Source organism: Spiribacter vilamensis (assembly GCF_004217415.1).
GTDB lineage: Bacteria > Pseudomonadota > Gammaproteobacteria > Nitrococcales > Nitrococcaceae > Spiribacter > Spiribacter vilamensis.
In genome coordinates this window covers 1-13,822 of the sequence record NZ_SHLI01000001.1, presented here as the reverse complement: position 1 = coordinate 13,822, position 13,822 = coordinate 1, and the positions used below count along the sequence as shown (strand labels likewise).

Genomic DNA, 13,822 nt, shown 5'->3' with positions numbered 1-13,822 from the left:
GCAGAAGACGCCGTCCGACCGTACGAGGATCGGTGCCCGACACAAAAAAGCCGCCCGAAGGCGGCTTTTGCCGGTACCGGCCGAGGGCCGGTTAATCCGCCGGTTGCCCTAGGCCACCTCTTCCTGATCGTCATCTTCCTCGACGACGGGACGGTCGACCAGCTCGACGAACGCCATCGGCGCATTGTCACCGGCGCGGTAGCCCGCCTTCAGGATCCGCAGATAGCCGCCGGGACGCTCGTTGTAACGCGGTCCGAGCTCGTCAAACAACTTGCTGACAATCGCCTTGTTCCGCAACCGCGAGAACGCCAGCCGACGGTTGGCAGTGGTGTCGTTCCCCGCCAGCGTGATCAACGGCTCCGCGACCCGCCGCAGCTCTTTGGCCTTCGGCAGCGTGGTCCGAATCGCCTCGTGCTCGAACAGCGACGCCGACATGTTCCGGAACATCGCCTGGCGGTGGGAACTGTTCCGATTGAGTTTTCGTCCGGCTTTACGATGACGCATCAGTGATTCCCCTTAACCCATGGCCCGGCTGCTGTCTTCGAGACTGGCCGGCGGCCAGTTCTCGAGCCGCATGCCGAGCTGAAGCCCGTTCTGTGCCAGGACTTCCTTGATTTCGTTGAGTGACTTCTTACCCAGATTGGGCGTCTTCAGCAATTCGACCTCGGTGCGCTGGACGAGATCACCCACGTAATGAATGCTCTCCGCCTTGAGGCAGTTCGCCGAGCGAACCGTCAGCTCGAGGTCATCGATTGGCCGCAGCAGTACCGGATCCACATCCGGCTCCTTGCGCCGGGGCTGGGAGGCGCCCTCGCCCCCTTCCAGATCGACGAACACGGACATCTGATCGCGGAGAACACCCGCGGCCAGTCGCACCGCCTCTTCCGGCTCCATAACCCCGCTGGTCTCGACATCCATGACGAGCTTGTCGAGGTCGGTGCGCTGCTCGACGCGCGCGCTTTCGACGTTGTACGAGACGCGACGCACCGGGCTGTAGGTCGCATCGACAGCGAGCCGGCCGATGGTGCGCTCTTCTTCAGGGTCCCGGGCCGTTGCCGGCTCGTAACCCCGTCCGCTCGCTACCGTAATGGACATGCTGATCTCGCCGGCCTTGGTGAGATTGCAAATGACCAGATCGGGGTTTTTCACCTCGATATGCTGCTCGTCGGCGATGTCCGCCGCCGTCACCGCACCGGGACCCTTCTTGTTCAGTCGAAGTGTGGCCGTCTCCCGGCCGGAAAGCCGAACCGCCAGCCCTTTGAGATTGAGCAGGATGTCGACGACATCTTCCTGAACCCCGTCCATCGCCGTGTACTCGTGCAGTACGCCGTCGATTTCCACTTCGGTCACTGCGAACCCTGGCATGGAGGAAAGAAGGACACGCCGCAGCGCGTTGCCCAACGTGTGACCGAAACCGCGCTCAAGCGGCTCGAGCGTGATGCGGGCGCGGCTATCGCTAACCGCATCCACCTCGACCACTCGGGGTTTAAGGAAGTCCTTAAACTGACCCTGCATGAATACCACTCCTGATCGGTAATGACGCCGCTCGCGACATTACTTGGAATAAAGCTCGACAATCAGAGACTCGTTGATCTCTGCAGCGAGCTCCGAGCGCTCCGGCCGCTGCTTCAACGTTCCCTTGAAATTCTTGGAGTCGCCCTCGAGCCACTCCGGCACGCCGTTCTGCTGGGCCATTTCGAGCGCCGCCTGCACCCGCAGCTGCTTTTGTGCCCGCTCGCGGATGGCGATCTCGTCACCCGGCTTCACCTCGGCCGATGCGACGTTGGTCGTCCGGCCGTTGTGCATGACCGCGCGGTGCGCCACCAGCTGCCGCGCCTCGGCGCGCGTCGCGGCAAATCCAAGCCGGTAGACCACGTTATCGAGGCGAGTTTCGAGCAGCTGGAGGAGGTTTTCACCCGTGTTGCCCTTGCGACGGTCCGCCTCGCGGTAATACTTGCGGAACTGCTTCTCGAGCACACCGTACATGCGGCGCACCTTCTGCTTTTCCCGCAGCTGCAGCCCGTAGTCCGAAATCCGCCCCCGACGCTGACCGTGCTGGCCGGGCGGGGTATCGAGCTTGCACTTGCTGTCGAGTGAGCGAACGCCGCTCTTCAGGTAAAGGTCTGTTCCCTCGCGGCGGGCGAGCTTACAGGTCGGTCCGATGTAACGTGCCATTCTTATAGTCCCCTGATCAGACGCGACGCTTCTTGGGCGGACGGCATCCGTTGTGTGGAATCGGCGTCACGTCTTCGATATTGGTGATGCGGTAACCGACATTGTTGAGCGCACGCGCAGCGGACTCACGACCCGGGCCAGGCCCCTTTACCCGCACCTCGAGGTTCTTGAGACCATAATCCTTGGCGGACTCGCCGGCACGCTCAGAGGCGACCTGCGCAGCAAACGGCGTGCTCTTCCGTGATCCACGGAAACCGCTGCCGCCGGCACTGGCCCAGGCGAGCGCATTGCCCTGACGGTCGGTAATCGTTATTACCGTGTTGTTGAAGCTCGCGTTGATATGCGCGATGCCATCGACAACCGTGCGCTTGACGCGCTTACGGGTGCGGGTGGTTGGCTTGGCCATTTAAAAACTGTCCTGCTATTGCGTTAACGGGTGACGGAGCGACGCGGTCCCTTACGAGTCCGGGCGTTGGTCTGCGTGCTTTGCCCGCGGACCGTCATGCCACGCCGATGGCGAATGCCGCGATAGCACCCCATGTCCATCAACCGCTTGATGTCCATGGCCACCTGACGGCGCAAGTCGCCCTCAACGGCGTATTCATTGATAACAGCGCGAAGGCGCTCGAGCTCATCATCGGTGAGCTCCCGGATCTTGCGATCCGGCGCGATGTCTGCTGATTTGCAGATCGCCGCTGCACGAGTCCGGCCTACGCCGTAAATCGAGGTCAGCGCGATCTCTGTATGTTTGTTGGCGGGAATGTTGACGCCAGCAATACGGGCCATGAGCCGTTACTCCAGGATTATTCTTTCACTCGGAAACCCGGCAGTATAACCAGATCACCCATTTGCATTCAAGATATGCGTCTTCGTCAGCCCTGACGCTGTTTGTGTCGGGCATCGGAGGTGCAGATCACCCTTACCGTGCCGCCCCGCTTGATTACCTTGCAGTTGCGGCAGATTTTCTTGACTGAGGCACGTACTTTCATCGTCCCGTCTCCAAATTTCCTGTTCAGCGTGCCAGGCCGCTGCCGCCACCACGGCCGTGCGCCTGCAGATTGGCTTTCTTCATCAGCGGCTCGTACTGGTGCGAAACCAGATGGGCCTGAAGCTGCGACATGAAGTCCATCACCACTACTACGATAATGAGCAACGCGGTTCCGCCGAAGTAGAACGGCACGTTGAGGTAGAGGATGAGGAACTCGGGGAGCAGACAGACCGCCGTGATGTATCCCGCGCCCACCAGCGTGAGTCGCGTCATAACCTTGTCGATATAGCGCGAGGTCTGTTCACCCGGACGGACGCCGGGAATGAACGCGCCAGAGCGCTTGAGATTGTCAGCAGTATCCCGCGAATTGAACACCAGTGCGGTGTAGAAAAAGCAGAAGAAGATGATGGCCGCCGCATAGAACGTAATGTAGAGCGGCTGTCCGGGGCTGAGCGTCTGCCCGAGACGCTGCATCCACGCAAACCCTTCCATCTCGCCGAACCACTGCCCGATCGTCGCCGGAAACAGGATAATGCTCGAGGCGAAAATCGCCGGGATAACGCCGGCCATATTGATTTTCAGCGGCAGATGACTCGTCTGACCCGCGTACATCTTCCGCCCCTGCTGACGGCGCGCATAGTTGATCGTTATCCGGCGCTGGCCGCGCTCCATGAACACGATGAACCAGATAACGCTCACCGCGAGCACGAGCAGGAGCAAAACCGTAGGAATACCCAGCTCACCCGTCCGGGTAAGCTCGAGCGTGCCGCCGAGTGCCGACGGCAGCCCCGCGACGATACCTGCGAAAATGATTAGCGAGATGCCGTTGCCGATGCCCCGCTCGGTGATCTGCTCACCCAGCCACATCAGGAACATCGTCCCGGTAACCAGCGTCGTAGTCCCGATAAACACGAACATGGGCCCGGGGTTGAGCACGACGCCCTGATTCTGCAGCGCAACGGTGATACCGATTCCCTGGAACAGCGCCAAGCCCAGCGTGCCGTAGCGCGTGTACTTGGTAATCGCCCGGCGGCCCTGCTCACCCTCGCTGCGCAGTTGCTTGAGTTTGGGCACCACGGCGGTCATCAACTGCATGATGATTGACGCCGAGATATAGGGCATCACACCCAGCGCGAAAATCGAGAGCCGGCCCAGCGCCCCGCCTGAGAACATGTTGAACATGTCGAGGATCGTTCCCGACTGTTGCTCGAACATGTCCGCAAGCGCGCCCTGATCGATCCCCGGGATGGTGATATGCGCACCCAGCCGGTAGATCACCAGAGCGATCACAACGAAGGTAAGCCGCTGACGGACCTCCGTCAGGCGACCCACGCCCCCGAGTGAACCGGCGTTGGCGGATGGCCCGGCCACTTAAACCTCGACCTTGCCGCCGGCTTTTTCGATCGCTGCCCGGGCGCCCGCCGTCGCACGAACCCCACGCAGGGTCACGGCACGATAGACTTCACCGGAGAGCACGACCTTCGCCTCGCGGGCATTGCGGGGTACAACCCCCGCCGCCTGCAGCGACTCGAGCGTAACCAGGTCGCCGTCGACCTGCCCGATCTCATGCAACCGAACCTCGGCGACGTACTGACCCTTGTGCGAGCTGAACCCGACCTTCGGGACCCGCCGCTGGAGCGGCATCTGACCACCCTCGAAGCCGACCTTGGTGAAGCCGCCGCTACGCGCTTTCTGGCCCTTGTGACCCCGGCGCGCGGTCTTGCCCATGCCGGAACCGGCACCACGACCGACGCGCTCGGCGTCCCGGCGCGAACCCGGTGCCGGACGTAAAGTATTCAATCGCATATTCTAGACCTCCTCGACAGAGAGCATGTAGGAGACCTTATTGATCATCCCGCGGTTCTCCGGCGTATCCGCCACCACAACGCTGTGGTGCATCCGGCGCAGGCCGAGACCCGCGATACACGCCTTGTGTCTCGCCACGCGATTGGCAAAGCTGCGAACCACCGTGACACGAAGCTGCTTACTCTTAGCCATGATCAGCCCTGGACCTCTTCTACCGTCTTGCCGCGCTTGGCCGCCACGTACTCCGGAGAATCATAGGTGGTCAGAGCGTTGACCGTCGCCTGCACAACGTTGATCGGGTTGCGCGAGCCCAGCGCCTTTGCGAGCACGTCGTTAACCCCGACGACCTCGAACACGGCGCGCATCGGGCCACCCGCGATGATCCCGGTACCCGCGGAAGCCGGCTGCATATAGACCTTGCTCGAGCCGTGATACCCCGTCATAGCGTACTGCAGCGTCGGCCCGTTAAGGTTGACTGCCCGCATGTTGAAGCGCGCCCGCTCCATCGCCTTCTGAATGGCCAACGGCACTTCCCGCGCCTTGCCATAACCGAAGCCCACCGAGCCATCGCCGTTACCCACAACCGTCAGGGCTGTGAAGCCGAACTGGCGGCCACCCTTAACGACCTTCGCTACGCGGTTGATGGTAATGAGCTTCTCGCGGAGGCCCTCACCATTGACATCGTTCGTCGCCATCGCCTACCTGCCCCTATTCAGAATTTGAGTCCGGCTTCACGGGCTGCGTCGGCGATTGCCTGCACCCGGCCGTGATAGTTGAAGCCCGAGCGATCGAAGGCCACCTCGGTGACACCCGCTGCCGTGGCGCGCTCGGCGATCGCCCGGCCAACCGCCTTGGCTGCCTCGACGTTGCCACCATTGGCCAGCGACCCGCGCATGTCTTTCTCGAGCGTCGATGCGGACGCGAGCGTCCTCGATGCATCGGCCGAGATGATCTGCGCATACGTATGTCGCGGCGTCCGGTGAATCGTCAGCCGAACTGTCCCGAGCTGCCGCATCTTCGCACGAGCCTTGCGGGCCCGGCGGTCTCTTGCTGCCTTCTTTTCCATCGCCATCACTTCTTCTTGGCTTCTTTCATGATGACCCGTTCATCGGCGTAGCGGACACCCTTGCCCTTGTAGGGCTCCGGCGGCCGGTATGCCCGGATATCCGCAGCGACTTGGCCGACCTGCTGCTTATCCACACCACGGACCACAATTTCGGTATTCGTCGGTGTCTCCACTGTTACCCCGGCGGGCACGGCGTGCTCCACCGGGTGCGAAAACCCGAGCGTCAGGTTGATCGTCTCACCCTTGGCCTGGGCCCGGTAACCGACGCCCACGAGCCTGAGACGACGCTCAAAGCCCTCGTGGACACCCTGCACCATGTTGTTCAGCAGTGCCCGGGTAGTCCCTGCCAGCGCAACCGCCGCCTGACGCTTGCGATTGGGCGCAAACGTAAGCGTTTGCTCTTCCTCCGCCACATCCACCCATTCGTGGATCGTGTGGTGGAGCTCGCCCTTCGCACCCTTGACGGTGACCTGGCGATCGTCGCCAAGCCGAACTTCCACGCCGCTCGGGATCGTTACCGGACTCTTCGCTACTCTCGACATGACCGTTTATCCCGTCTTTAAAACACCACGCAGAGTACTTCACCGCCGTGGCCGGCGTCGCGCGCCGCCCGGTCGGTCATAACACCCTGCGAGGTGGAAATGATGGCTGTTCCCAGCCCGCCGCGCACGCGGGGCAGCGTCCCCCGCCCTTCAAAGCGCCGCAGGCCGGGCCGACTCACGCGCTGAATCTCCTCGATGACCGGACGGCCCTCGTAGTACTTCAGCGTTACCGCCAGCGTGGGCTTTTTCTCGGTTCCCTCGACCCGATAGTCGTGGACATAGCCCTCGTCCTTCAACACACGGACGATAGCCAGCTTCAACTTCGAGGAGGGCATCGAGACCTCCGGCTTCTCAGCGGTCTGCCCGTTACGAATCCGGGTCAGCATATCCGCGATGGGATCGGTCATGCTCATGTTCGCGTCACCTGGTTCCTTGCCTGGTTACTATTGCCCATGCCACTTACCAGCTGGACAGCTTCAGGCCGGGGATCTCACCGCGCATTGCGGCCTGGCGGAGCATGTTCCGGGAAAGACCGAACTTGCGGTAGTAACCGCGCGGCCGGCCGGAAACATTGCACCGGTTGCGGCCCCGCACCGGGCTGGCGTTCCGGGGCAGGTTCTGTAGCTGCTCCTGGGCTGCCACCCGCTCCTCCTCGGAGGAGGCAGGGCTGCGAATAATCTCCTTAAGCTCGGCGCGTTTCGCCGAATGCTTATTGCGAAGCCGCTCACGCTTGAGCTCTCGCTGGACCATGGAAACCTTGGCCATTTCCTGCCCTCTTTACTTGCGGAACGGGAATCCAAAGCCCTCCAGAAGGGCCATGGCTTCCTCGTCCTTAACTGCTGTAGTGCCGATCGCGATATCCATACCGCGGACTGCATCGATTTTGTCGAATTCAAGCTCCGGGAATACCAGCTGCTCGCCGATCCCGAGGTTGTAATTGCCGCGACCATCAAACGAACGCGGGGAGAATCCGCGGAAATCGCGGATGCGCGGCGCGGCGATGTTGACCAGCCGATCAAGGAATTCGTACATCCTGTCGCGACGCAGCGTCACTTTGACGCCGATGGGCCAGCCCTCACGAATCTTGAACCCGGCCACCGCCTTTCGCGTGTAGGTCACAATCGGCTTCTGGCCCGTGATCAGCGAAAGATCCGTTGACGCATTGTCCACGACCTTCTTGTCGCGCGTCGCCTCACCGAGGCCGATATTTACCACGATCTTGTCGAGCCGCGGCACCTGCATCGGATTGGCGTACTCGAATCGCTGCGACAACGTCTCAACGATCTTGCTTGTGTATTGCTCCCGCAATCTGGCCATCTCGATACCCTAATCAATCAGCGTGTTGTCGGACTTGAAGAAGCGCACGCGGCGGCCGTCTTCACCCACTCGAACACCGACGCGATCAGGCTGACCGGTGCTCGGGTTGTAAATCGCTACGTTCGAGCGATGCAGCGGCTTCTCCTGCTCAATGATCCCGCCGGAATCATTGGCCTGGGGATTCGCCTTCTTGTGCTTTTTCACCTTGTTCGCATTCTCGACAACGACGCCATCCCGATCCGGCACGACACGGATGACGCGACCGCGCCGCCCTTTGTCCTTGCCCGCGATCACCATGACTTCGTCACCGGCCTTAATCTTCTGCATCGTTACAGCACCTCCGGCGCCAGAGAGATGATTCGCATGAAACGCTCCGTGCGGAGCTCACGCGTCACCGGTCCGAACACGCGGGTACCGACCGGCTGGCGGTTCGCGTTCAGGAGCACGGCCGCATTACCGTCGAAGCGGATCAACGACCCGTCCGGACGACGCACTCCGCGCTTCGTGCGAACCACGACAGCATCGTAGACCTCGCCCTTTTTCACCCGACCACGGGGAATGGCGTCCTTGACACTGACTTTAATGATGTCGCCGATGCCGGCGTAACGGCGCTTGGAACCCCCCAGTACCTTCACGCACTGTACCTCCCGGGCCCCACTGTTATCCGCCGCGCCTAGCAGCGTCTGCATCTGAATCATGGCGATTGACTCTCTATGATTGGTCGTTGCTTATTGGGCGGGCCGTTCGAGCACGTCCACAAGCTGCCAGGTTTTCTGTTTCGAGACGGGACGGCATTCCACGACCGACACCCAGTCCCCCTTCTGGCAGACGTTTTCCTCGTCATGCGCGTGGACCTTCGTCGTCCGCCGGATGTACTTGCCGTACAGCGGATGCGGGACGAGTCGCTCGACCACGACGGTAATCGTCTTATCCATCGCCGTGCTCACCACACGACCGTTGACCGTGCGCTTGACGCTTTCGCTCTTACTCATGACTCGCTGCCACCCCTGGTCTTCTCATTAAGCACGGTCTTGATCCGCGCGATGTCCCGGCGCACCCGTGTCATCTGGTCCGGACGCGCGAGCTGGCCCGTGGCCTGCTGCATCCGGAGATTGAACTGCTCTTTGCGACGCTCGAGGAGTTCTTTTTCCAGGCCCTCGACCGTCTTGTCTCGCAACTGGTTTGCCTTCATTACATCACCGTCCGTTCGACGAACCGGGTGTGCACGGGCAGCTTCGCCGCCGCGCGGCGGAACGCCTCGCGGGCGACCTCTTCCGACACGCCCTCGATTTCATAGATCACCCGGCCCGGCTGCACCTTGGCGGCCCAGTGATCGACATTGCCCTTGCCCTTGCCCTGCCGGACCTCGAGCGGCTTCGACGTGATCGGGGCATCCGGGAAGATCCGGATCCAGATCTTGCCGCCACGACGGACGTGGCGATTGATCGCCCGACGGCCAGCCTCGATCTGCCGCGCCGTCACCGGTCCGCGGGTCGTGGACTTGAGCCCGAATTCCCCGAAGTTGACCTTGTCACCGCGGGTCGCCAGGCCGTTGTTACGACCCTTTTGCTGTTTCCTGAACTTTGTACGCTTTGGCTGAAGCATGACTGACTCCTTTTAACCGCCCTAGCCGGCGGCCCGCTGGTTCGGCGCCGTATCGGTATCGAGGATTTCGCCCTTGAACACCCAGACCTTGACGCCGATCACACCGTAAGTCGTCATCGCCTCGGCGAGCCCGTAGTCGATATCGGCCCGCAGCGTGTGCAGCGGAACACTGCCCTCGCGGTAGTACTCGCTACGCGCAATCTCGGAACCGTTGAGGCGCCCACCGACCTGCACCTTGATGCCCTTCGCACCGAGCCGCATGGCGTTCCCGACCGCACGCTTCATCGCACGACGGAACATGATCCGGCGCTCAAGCTGCTGCGCGACGCTGTCCGCCACCAACTGCGCGTCAAGCTCCGGCTTGCGGATCTCTTCGATATTGACGTGGACCGGGATACCCATGCGCTCCGTCAGCTGACGGCGCAGGCGATCGATGTCCTCGCCCTTCTTGCCGATGACGATTCCCGGGCGTGCCGTATGAATCGTGATCAGGGCGTTCTTGGCCGGACGCTCGATGCGGATCTTGCTGATCGACGCATGCGACAGCCGCTCGTTGATGAACTTGCGGATCTTGTAATCGGTATGCAGCTGCTCGCCGAAGCGGTTGCTGTTCGCATACCACATCGACCGCCAGTCTTCCGTGATACCGAGCCGAAACCCTGTTGGATGAACCTTGTGTCCCATTCCTTACCCCTAGTCCTCAGCAACGGCCACGGTGATGTGGCTCGTCCGCTTCAGGATACGATTCGCCGACCCCTTGGCCCGTGGCTGAATCCGCTTGTACATCGGGCCCTCATCGACCTGGATGCGCGCAATGCGCAGCTCATCAATGTCCGCCCCGTTATTGTGTTCCGCGTTGGCGATCGCCGAGTCCACCACCTTGCGCACAATCCCCGATGCCTTGCGGGGACTGAACTCAAGCACCTCGAGGGCGCGCGAAACCGGCAACCCCCGGATCTGGTCGGCGAGGAGCCGCACTTTCTGCGGCGAAATAATCGCGTATCGAAGCCTGGCCGCCGTTTCCATGCTTACCTCTTCGCCTTCTTGTCGGCCTGATGGCCCTTGAATGTCCGCGTCGACGCGAACTCCCCGAGCTTGTGACCGACCATGTTCTCGTTAACGAGCACCGGCACATGCTGACGACCGTTATGGACCGCAATGGTCAATCCGACCATCTCCGGGACTACCATGGATCGCCGCGACCAGGTCTTGATCGGGCGCTTACTGTTGGCCTCCGCGGCCTCCTGAACCTTTTTCAGGAGGTGCGTATCGATAAACGGGCCTTTGCGAATCGAGCGTGGCACTTCTGATCCACCCCTTTCCGTTAGCGTTTGCGACGGCGCACGATAAGATTATCGGTGCGCTTATTGCTGCGGGTCTTGTGACCCTTCGTCGGGATACCCCAGGGCGTCACCGGATGACGACCACCCGAGGTTCGACCCTCACCACCACCGTGGGGATGGTCGACCGGGTTCATGACCACACCGCGAACCGTTGGACGGCGACCCGCGATCCGGGTCGCGCCAGCCTTACCCAGCGACCGGAGCGAATGCTCCGAATTGCTCACTTCGCCGATGGTCGCGCGGCACTCGCTGAGCACTTTGCGCATCTCGCCCGAGCGAAGCCGCAGCGTGGCGTAGGCGCCATCACGGGCCACGAGCTGCACGCCCGCTCCGGCCGAGCGCGCCATCTGCGCTCCCTTGCCCGGCCGCATCTCGATGCAATGGACCTGCGTGCCGAGCGGGATATTGCGCAGCGGCATCGTATTGCCCGGCTTGATCGGCGAACCCTGGCCGGAACGCACTTCCTGGCCAACCTTCAGGTTTTTGGGTGCGATGATATAGCGGCGTTCACCGTCCCGGTACAACAGCAGGGCGATATTCGCGCTGCGGTTCGGGTCATATTCCAGCCGCTCGACCCGCGCCGGAATATCTTCCTTGTTGCGCCGGAAGTCGATATCGCGGTAACGCCGCTTGTGGCCACCACCGATATGGCGGGTGGTGATCCGACCCTGGTTGTTCCGGCCACCGCTCTTGTTCAGCTTCCGGACCAGGGGCGCATAGGGCTCACCCCGATGCAGCCCGCTCTTCACCGGCTGGGCGACAAATCGCCGACCGGGGGAAGTAGGTTTTGCTTTACGCACTGCCATGATCGTTCAGTCCTGTTCGCTTATTCCACGCCGCCGACGAAGTCCAGCTCATAGCCTTCTGCAAGCGCTACATAAGCCTTCTTCCAATCGGGCCGGCGCCCCTGAATCCGTCCGAAATTCTTTCGCTTGCCGTTGACATTCGCGACGCGCACATCACGCACCACAACCTCGAACAGCTGCTCAACGGCCGCCTTGATCTCGCGCTTGGTCGCATCGCGTGCCACTTTGAAAGCAACCTGATTGGCCTCGTCCGCGATTACCGTGCTCTTTTCCGAGACGTGCGGACCGCGCAGCACCGTGTACATCCGTTCCTGGTTCATGCGAGCCACTCCTCGACACGCCGAAGCGCATCCGTTGTCATGACGACGTTCTCATGGGCGAGCAGCGTGACCGGATCAAGGCCCACCGTGTCCCGCACATCCACCTTCGGCAGATTGCGGACCGCGAGGTAGAGCGACTCGGAGACCTCGGTACTGACGATCAGGACATCCTCACTGCCAACGACCGAACGCACCTTATCGAGCGCATCTTTCGTTCGCGGCCCGTCGACGTCGAACGACGTAACCACCTGGAGCCGCTCTTGGCGCAGCAACTCCGAAAGGATCGAGCGCAGCGCGCCGCGATACATCTTTCGATTGACTTTCACCGAGTGGTCGCGCGGTTTAGCTGCGAACGTCTGCCCACCGCTGCGCCAGATAGGACTGCGGATCGTACCGGCTCTTGCCCGGCCCGTGCCCTTCTGTCGCCAAGGCTTAACGCCACCGCCGCTTACTTCGGAACGGGTCTTCTGTGCCTTCGTTCCCGCACGCGAACCAGCGAGATACGACACAACGACCTGATGGACCAGCGGCTCGCGAAAATCGGCGCCGAGGACGGTCTCCGAAACTTCAATGGTCGAGCCATCGCCCTGTAATGTTAACTGCATCAGTTACCTCCCGCCGCAGCGAGCTGCTTGACAGCCGGCCGAACGATGACGTCGGCATTGGCCGGACCGGGGATCGCGCCTCGAACCAGCAGCAGATTGCGCTCTACGTCGACACGAATCACTTCCAGATTCTGCGTCGTCTCGCGAACATTACCCATCTGCCCGGACATCTTCTTGCCGGGGAAAACACGCCCCGGATCCTGCGCCTGCCCGATTGAACCCGGCGCACGATGTGACGCGGAGTTGCCGTGCGAGTTGTCCTGCGTCTGAAAGTTGTGGCGCTTGACCGTACCTGCGAAGCCCTTGCCCTTGGAAGTGCCCGTCACATCGACGAATGCACCGGCCTCGAACTGCTCAACAGTCAGCGCTCCACCCGACTCAACACCAGCATCAGCACCGCTTTCCAGGCGGAATTCCCAGAGTCCGCGGCCCATCTCGACGCCCGCCTTCGCCACGTGCCCGGCGATCGCCCGGTTGACGCGATTCGGACGCCGCTCGCCGACAGTAACCTGCACAGCGCTGTAGCCATCTGACTCTTTCGCTTTGATCTGCGTGACGCGGTTCGGCGTGGCCTCGACCACCGTGACGGGAATCGACTCACCCGTATCCGTAAAAACCCGCGTCATGCCGCGTTTGCGGCCGACGATTCCGATTGCCATCGTCGCTATCCTCTTCTATCGGCTGAGCTGATCGCTGCAGATGCGGATACACCTCACCTGCCAGGAGCTAACCAACCGAATTGTTTCTGTCGAATTGATGCCGACACTAGCCGGCCTAAAGAGGCCCGCTCCGGCGGGCTGGTTTGAAACCAGTGCCGGAGTAGTTCCCCGAAACTCAGGAGAGCTTGATCTGTACGTCGACACCGGCGGCGAGGTCTAGCTTCATCAGCGCGTCGACCGTCTTGTCCGTCGGGTCGATGATGTCCATCAACCGCTTGTGAGTTCTAATTTCGTACTGATCGCGCGCGTCTTTGTTGACGTGCGGCGAGATCAGAATCGTATACCTTTCCATCTTCGTCGGCAAGGGGACCGGGCCCTTGATCTGGGCCCCGGTACGCTTGGCCGTCTCGACGATCTCACGAGCCGATTGGTCAATCAGCCGGTGATCGAACGCCTTCAGACGGATCCGGATCTTCTGATTATTCGATGCCATCGCCGATTACTCGAGGATCTTGGAGACGACGCCGGCACCGACGGTGCGGCCGCCTTCGCGCACGGCAAAGCGCAGGCCGTCTTCCATCGCGATCGGC

At 61.7% G+C, this 13,822-nt stretch carries 29 protein-coding genes; all 29 read right to left on the bottom strand.

Translation table 11 applies throughout. The features are described from left to right. Window positions 1–108: 108 nt before the first annotated feature. Window positions 109–504, bottom strand: coding sequence for a 50S ribosomal protein L17 (gene rplQ, locus EV698_RS00145; RefSeq protein WP_130502166.1), 396 nt, complete (start codon window positions 502–504; stop codon window positions 109–111). 12 nt (window positions 505–516) lie between these two features. Further along, window positions 517–1,515, bottom strand: a complete 999-nt coding sequence (locus EV698_RS00140; RefSeq protein WP_130502165.1) for a DNA-directed RNA polymerase subunit alpha — start codon at window positions 1,513–1,515, stop codon at window positions 517–519. A gap of 39 nt (window positions 1,516–1,554) precedes the next feature. After that, window positions 1,555–2,175 carry a 30S ribosomal protein S4 gene (gene rpsD, locus EV698_RS00135; protein WP_130502164.1) on the bottom strand — a complete coding sequence of 207 codons (621 nt, stop codon included), beginning with the start codon at window positions 2,173–2,175 and terminating at the stop codon, window positions 1,555–1,557. A 16-nt stretch (window positions 2,176–2,191) separates the two neighbouring features. Continuing rightward, window positions 2,192–2,581: a 30S ribosomal protein S11 gene (gene rpsK, locus EV698_RS00130; RefSeq protein WP_130502163.1), complete on the bottom strand. Its 390-nt coding sequence runs from the start codon at window positions 2,579–2,581 to the stop codon at window positions 2,192–2,194. A 23-nt stretch (window positions 2,582–2,604) separates the two neighbouring features. Next, window positions 2,605–2,961, bottom strand: a complete 357-nt coding sequence (gene rpsM / locus EV698_RS00125) for a 30S ribosomal protein S13 (protein ID WP_130502162.1) — start codon at window positions 2,959–2,961, stop codon at window positions 2,605–2,607. An 86-nt stretch (window positions 2,962–3,047) separates the two neighbouring features. Continuing rightward, window positions 3,048–3,164, bottom strand: a complete 117-nt coding sequence (gene rpmJ, locus EV698_RS00120; RefSeq protein WP_069134058.1) for a 50S ribosomal protein L36 — start codon at window positions 3,162–3,164, stop codon at window positions 3,048–3,050. A 23-nt stretch (window positions 3,165–3,187) separates the two neighbouring features. Continuing rightward, window positions 3,188–4,534 (bottom strand): preprotein translocase subunit SecY, encoded by a 1,347-nt coding sequence (secY, locus tag EV698_RS00115; protein WP_130502161.1) that lies wholly within the window; start codon window positions 4,532–4,534, stop codon window positions 3,188–3,190. Continuing rightward, complete coding sequence (gene rplO, locus EV698_RS00110) at window positions 4,535–4,969, bottom strand: 50S ribosomal protein L15 (protein ID WP_130502160.1); 435 nt, start codon at window positions 4,967–4,969, stop codon at window positions 4,535–4,537. A 3-nt stretch (window positions 4,970–4,972) separates the two neighbouring features. Continuing rightward, a complete protein-coding gene (gene rpmD, locus EV698_RS00105; protein WP_130502159.1) occupies window positions 4,973–5,161 on the bottom strand; it encodes a 50S ribosomal protein L30 in 189 nt (62 codons plus the stop codon). Window positions 5,162–5,163: 2 nt separating this feature from the next. Next, window positions 5,164–5,664, bottom strand: coding sequence for a 30S ribosomal protein S5 (rpsE, locus tag EV698_RS00100; RefSeq protein ID WP_130502158.1), 501 nt, complete (start codon window positions 5,662–5,664; stop codon window positions 5,164–5,166). A gap of 17 nt (window positions 5,665–5,681) precedes the next feature. Beyond that, complete coding sequence (gene rplR, locus EV698_RS00095; RefSeq protein ID WP_130503944.1) at window positions 5,682–6,035, bottom strand: 50S ribosomal protein L18; 354 nt, start codon at window positions 6,033–6,035, stop codon at window positions 5,682–5,684. Between the two features lie 5 nt (window positions 6,036–6,040). After that, on the bottom strand, window positions 6,041–6,577 hold the full coding sequence (gene rplF / locus EV698_RS00090; RefSeq protein ID WP_130502157.1) for a 50S ribosomal protein L6: 537 nt from the start codon (window positions 6,575–6,577) through the stop codon (window positions 6,041–6,043). 17 nt (window positions 6,578–6,594) lie between these two features. Further along, a complete protein-coding gene (gene rpsH / locus EV698_RS00085; RefSeq protein ID WP_041381836.1) occupies window positions 6,595–6,990 on the bottom strand; it encodes a 30S ribosomal protein S8 in 396 nt (131 codons plus the stop codon). A gap of 46 nt (window positions 6,991–7,036) precedes the next feature. Beyond that, entirely contained in the window at window positions 7,037–7,342 is a 306-nt protein-coding gene (rpsN, locus tag EV698_RS00080) for a 30S ribosomal protein S14 (RefSeq protein WP_023367912.1), read from the bottom strand. Window positions 7,343–7,354: 12 nt separating this feature from the next. Beyond that, a complete protein-coding gene (gene rplE, locus EV698_RS00075) occupies window positions 7,355–7,894 on the bottom strand; it encodes a 50S ribosomal protein L5 (RefSeq protein WP_130502156.1) in 540 nt (179 codons plus the stop codon). 9 nt (window positions 7,895–7,903) lie between these two features. After that, window positions 7,904–8,221 (bottom strand): 50S ribosomal protein L24, encoded by a 318-nt coding sequence (rplX, locus tag EV698_RS00070; protein ID WP_130502155.1) that lies wholly within the window; start codon window positions 8,219–8,221, stop codon window positions 7,904–7,906. A gap of 2 nt (window positions 8,222–8,223) precedes the next feature. Further along, window positions 8,224–8,592, bottom strand: a complete 369-nt coding sequence (gene rplN, locus EV698_RS00065; protein ID WP_130502154.1) for a 50S ribosomal protein L14 — start codon at window positions 8,590–8,592, stop codon at window positions 8,224–8,226. 30 nt (window positions 8,593–8,622) lie between these two features. Next, window positions 8,623–8,886 (bottom strand): 30S ribosomal protein S17, encoded by a 264-nt coding sequence (rpsQ, locus tag EV698_RS00060; RefSeq protein ID WP_130502153.1) that lies wholly within the window; start codon window positions 8,884–8,886, stop codon window positions 8,623–8,625. Beyond that, on the bottom strand, window positions 8,883–9,086 hold the full coding sequence (rpmC, locus tag EV698_RS00055; RefSeq protein ID WP_130502152.1) for a 50S ribosomal protein L29: 204 nt from the start codon (window positions 9,084–9,086) through the stop codon (window positions 8,883–8,885). Before rpmC ends, rpsQ begins: the two co-directional genes overlap by 4 nt. Further along, window positions 9,086–9,499: a 50S ribosomal protein L16 gene (gene rplP / locus EV698_RS00050; RefSeq protein WP_023367924.1), complete on the bottom strand. Its 414-nt coding sequence runs from the start codon at window positions 9,497–9,499 to the stop codon at window positions 9,086–9,088. The genes rpmC and rplP overlap by 1 nt, the downstream gene beginning before the upstream one ends. Before the next feature lie 21 nt (window positions 9,500–9,520). Further along, window positions 9,521–10,183, bottom strand: a complete 663-nt coding sequence (rpsC, locus tag EV698_RS00045) for a 30S ribosomal protein S3 (protein WP_130502151.1) — start codon at window positions 10,181–10,183, stop codon at window positions 9,521–9,523. Between the two features lie 9 nt (window positions 10,184–10,192). Then, complete coding sequence (rplV, locus tag EV698_RS00040) at window positions 10,193–10,525, bottom strand: 50S ribosomal protein L22 (protein ID WP_023367928.1); 333 nt, start codon at window positions 10,523–10,525, stop codon at window positions 10,193–10,195. Window positions 10,526–10,527: 2 nt separating this feature from the next. Continuing rightward, complete coding sequence (rpsS, locus tag EV698_RS00035) at window positions 10,528–10,803, bottom strand: 30S ribosomal protein S19 (RefSeq protein ID WP_130502150.1); 276 nt, start codon at window positions 10,801–10,803, stop codon at window positions 10,528–10,530. A gap of 20 nt (window positions 10,804–10,823) precedes the next feature. Beyond that, a complete protein-coding gene (rplB, locus tag EV698_RS00030) occupies window positions 10,824–11,648 on the bottom strand; it encodes a 50S ribosomal protein L2 (RefSeq protein WP_130502149.1) in 825 nt (274 codons plus the stop codon). Window positions 11,649–11,668: 20 nt separating this feature from the next. Further along, a complete protein-coding gene (rplW, locus tag EV698_RS00025; RefSeq protein WP_130502148.1) occupies window positions 11,669–11,968 on the bottom strand; it encodes a 50S ribosomal protein L23 in 300 nt (99 codons plus the stop codon). After that, window positions 11,965–12,573 (bottom strand): 50S ribosomal protein L4, encoded by a 609-nt coding sequence (gene rplD / locus EV698_RS00020; protein WP_130502147.1) that lies wholly within the window; start codon window positions 12,571–12,573, stop codon window positions 11,965–11,967. The genes rplW and rplD overlap by 4 nt, the downstream gene beginning before the upstream one ends. Next, complete coding sequence (rplC, locus tag EV698_RS00015) at window positions 12,573–13,232, bottom strand: 50S ribosomal protein L3 (RefSeq protein ID WP_130502146.1); 660 nt, start codon at window positions 13,230–13,232, stop codon at window positions 12,573–12,575. Before rplC ends, rplD begins: the two co-directional genes overlap by 1 nt. Before the next feature lie 175 nt (window positions 13,233–13,407). After that, the gene (rpsJ, locus tag EV698_RS00010; protein ID WP_130502145.1) at window positions 13,408–13,725 is read right to left on the bottom strand and encodes a 30S ribosomal protein S10; all 318 of its coding nucleotides are present in this window, start codon (window positions 13,723–13,725) and stop codon (window positions 13,408–13,410) included. Between the two features lie 6 nt (window positions 13,726–13,731). Further along, on the bottom strand, window positions 13,732–13,822 hold a 91-nt coding region (locus tag EV698_RS00005), incomplete at its 5' end, for an EF-Tu C-terminal domain-related protein (RefSeq protein WP_476749581.1).